2 protein-coding genes are annotated in these 3,727 nt (G+C 44.2%); both read right to left on the bottom strand.

From position 1 onward, the window contains the following. Nucleotides 1-155: 155 nt before the first annotated feature. A complete protein-coding gene (gene hpsL / locus IM509_RS04485) occupies nt 156-1,883 on the bottom strand; it encodes a hormogonium polysaccharide biosynthesis protein HpsL (RefSeq protein WP_185237549.1) in 1,728 nt (575 codons plus the stop codon). Between the two features lie 57 nt (nt 1,884-1,940). Then, nucleotides 1,941-3,380 (bottom strand): phosphoglucosamine mutase, encoded by a 1,440-nt coding sequence (gene glmM, locus IM509_RS04480; protein WP_052276937.1) that lies wholly within the window; start codon nt 3,378-3,380, stop codon nt 1,941-1,943. Nucleotides 3,381-3,727: the final 347 nt, after the last annotated feature.

The following is a 3,727-nucleotide window of genomic DNA, read 5'->3' as shown; positions in this document are numbered from 1 at the left end:
TGATAACTGATAACTGATAACTGATAACTGATAACTGATAACTGATAACTGATAACTGATAACTGATAACTGATAACTGATAACTGATAACTGATAACTGATAACTGATAACTGATAACTGATAACTGATAACTGAAATCACCAACACCCATATTTCAAGCTAAAGAAACACCTTTGCGTTTAAAATTTAAGCCCTTTTTGGAGGATTTTGTGGCGGTTTCCCCCGCCAGAATTTTGGCTTCTTTTTCCTGTTTTTCGATCACGGGTAATCTAAAAATTACGCCCGCAAATATCCAGTAATAAACGCCCACAGGATCCGTATCGAGGGCATACCAATAGGGAAGATAGGCAACAAAGAGCAGCAAAACCCAATAACTACCGGCAAAACCTCGCAGAGTGGGATCTTTGAGGGAACGATAGGTGCGGAAGGCCAGATAAACTAGATGGGTCATGAATATCATGTACAAGGCAAAACCAATGTATCCCAACTCGAATAAAACTTTAGTGTGATAGGTTTCCACAAAGGAAATATCACCGAAAACCCTAGCAGCAGAAGTGGCCACACCAAGTCCACGACCTAAAATACCGCCCTGATTACGGATAGCAAAATCCAACTGTTCTTGAATAAAAGCGGTGGGGGGAGCTTGTTGCCAACGGCTGATGGCACTATCGTAGCGTTGTTGGACAAAATCGGGGTTAAGGAAAGAAAAACCGATAGCTAGAAGTAAAGCGGCGGCAAAAATGATCGGCAAAAATCTTTTTAAGTTAGCGATTTGTCCCGTAAGAATCGTCATCAGACCAATAATCATCGGTACAGCAAAGAAAGCTAATCTTTGCCCAGAGACCACTGCATTAATAAAAACTAGGGTTAAACCCACTAGGGCTGCTAGTCGCCATTTTTGGGAAATTTCACTAAAGGCACTGGCATAACAAACTACGGCACTAGAGACCAAAAACCAAGCCCAGTGCCAGGGAGAAACAAAGGTACCCGGTAGGCGGATCATATTCACTTCCGGACTATACACTAATGCCCCACCAACCAAACACCTTGCATCTAAGTGGGCTTTGAATAGTGCATCAGCTACAAAGCCTCTAGTTCCTACACAACGACCGGTTTTCAGCATCCAGTATTGCATTAGTCCTAGGACACAACAAATAATCGCTAAAGTCACTAAAAGACGACCAAAAAATAATAGGGTCGCTTTGTCTTTGATTAAGTAATAAGTGCAGAAGATCAAGGGGACATAACCCAGCAAAACTTTGAATCCTAATATTCCTTGCAGAAAAGTCTCACTTTCCCGACAGGGAATCCCGCGCAAACGACCATCCCTAAAGATACTCATCCCAGCCACGGAATCGCAAGTAGGCAGAAATTGTCTCTGTAAATTGACGGCTAATAGACAGACTACACAGAAAACAAAGATTAATAATAGGGTTGTACCTAATTGTTTGGGGACAATAATCGGTAATTGCTTTTTTCGACATTCTAAAACTAAGGCGATTAAAGCGGGTAGATAAAAGATATCTTTACTGATTTGTAGGATTTGATTACCGCCCAACCAATAGATAATAGTGCCAGTGAAGGGGACATAGATAATAAATGCCCAAAGAGCCATGCGAGGATAGCTAAAGGAGAAAACTACTAAAATTAAGGCTAAACTTACTGCAGCTCCTATCGTGGCATCAAATAATAAGCTGAGGGGTAATCCGAGCAAAATTGCTACACAAATAGCAAAAATAATCAACCCCGTTAACTTTTGTTTCCTTTGCCTTTCTTCTTTTTTGAGGGCAAGTTTCTCTTTGATGTTAAGCGGGGGACTATCAGCTTTTGTTTGGCCTTGTTTATTCTTTTTTTTCTGGCGATCAATACTTAGTCCGGTCATAATTAGGCCTTGCTACGCTACGCTAAGGGCATTATAATCCCTGTCCCCCTCGATCGACTACAAAAGATAGCTTCGCACCGCTGCCACTAGCCTTTCTGTCCAAAAATTGGCTAATTCTAGGGTTTCTGCTTCCACCATCACCCGAATTAACGGTTCTGTCCCGGAAGCTCGCACCAAAATTCTGCCTTTTTCTGCCATGGCTGTCTCAGCTTGGCGGATTTCCCGCCGTAAAGGTTCACATTGCTGCCAATTACGTCGCACTTCTCTATCTTCCACCCGCACATTGCGTAAAATCTGCGGATAGGTGACAAAGCTATGATCGACTAAATTAGCCAAGGAAACCGCCGATTTCTGCACTAAAGCCGCTAAATGTAGGGCGGTTTGCATTCCATCCCCAGAAACCCCGTAATGATGGCAGAGAATATGACCAGATTGTTCACCCCCTAGCATGGCTCCAGTTTCCCACATTTGCGCCTGAACGTGCTGATCGCCCACGGCAGTCCGCAAGAATTGACCCCCCAGTTTTTGCCAAGCGCGTTCAAAACCTAAATTAGCCATCACCGTGGCTACTAATAACCCATCGGGTAGCTGTCCGGCTTCTAAGAGGGAACGACCCCAAAAATAGAGGATATAATCGCCATCTACTACTCTACCTTGACTATCCACGGCCAAGACTCGATCGGCATCGCCATCGAAGGCAAACCCTAAATCCGCTTGCTGATTAATCACCGCCGCCTGTAGGCTTTCTAAATGGGTAGAACCACAATTAACGTTAATGCGATCGCCATCGGCTCGATCGTGTAGGCAGATAACTTCCGCCCCCAAGGTTTGGAACACTAAAGGTGCTAGGTTAACGGCTGCCCCCCAAGCTAGATCCAAAACTATTTTTAATCCCGATAGGTTCATATCCTTCCCGACGGAATCAATGACAGCTTGACCATATTTTTGGATTAATTCGGGACAAAAAGTCGCTTTTCCCCAATTTTCCGGTTTATCTGCTAATTCTAAATTGCCTCTTAAACCCGCTTCTATCTGTGCCGCTAAACTGCCAGATAATTTTAAACCGCTGCCGTCAAAAAATTTAATGCCGTTATCTTCAGGAGGATTATGACTGGCAGAAATCATGATCCCCCCCATCGCTTCGCTTTCTCTGGTTAAATAGGCGACGCAGGGAGTGGGACATAATCCCAGTTGCCAGACTTCTATTCCCGCCCAAGTTAAACCCGCAGTGATAGCATTGGCTAACATATCACTGGAATTACGCGAATCTTGACCGATAATTACTGGTTTGGTGACACCAGCTTGATTTTTTAATACCTGTCCCGCCCAAAATCCGATTTGTAGCGCTAGGGGGGCAGTTAATAATTCTCCCACTTGGCCGCGAATTCCGTCCGTGCCAAACAGGGGGGATGGCGGTAATTCAATCAAACCCCCTAAGGATAACAGGGGATGCGATCGAGCTTTTTGCCCATTTTGATACGATAGAGACGCTACCATGGCCGATTCCTTTCCTCACACAACACATTCAGAGGATAACATGATCACCGATTTTTTAAAATCAATGTTCCCAGTTGACCTTAATCCTCCTCCCAGGGTTCCTGACACTGTGGGGTGTGGGGTGTGGGGTGTGGGGAAGTGGGGTGTGGGGAGCTTTTTCAGTAAAAAGGCAGCTCCGATCTCCGAGGGGAGCATCTCACTTACGCAATGAGTAATTATACTTAGCCTAAAAGCCACTCTTAATCGTGTCTTGGAACGAAATAGAGGCTTTTAAAGACCGCGTACATGGAGAATTAAAACAAGAATTACCCTCGAAAAGCCTATTTTTCTACTAAGTATTTATGCTT

Origin of the sequence: Microcystis sp. M31BS1 (assembly GCF_020245285.1) — a bacterium.
Taxonomy (GTDB): domain Bacteria; phylum Cyanobacteriota; class Cyanobacteriia; order Cyanobacteriales; family Microcystaceae; genus Microcystis; species Microcystis panniformis.
Note: the sequence above shows the minus strand (reverse complement) of the source record. Positions and strands in the feature narration are given on the sequence as shown.

What these genes read in the sequence shown, in the direction of transcription:
- hpsL (WP_185237549.1), bottom strand. Translation starts at nt 1,883, where the DNA reads ATGACCGGACTAAGTATTGATCGCCAGAAAAAAAAGAATAAACAAGGC.
- glmM (WP_052276937.1), bottom strand. Translation starts at nt 3,380, where the DNA reads ATGGTAGCGTCTCTATCGTATCAAAATGGGCAAAAAGCTCGATCGCAT.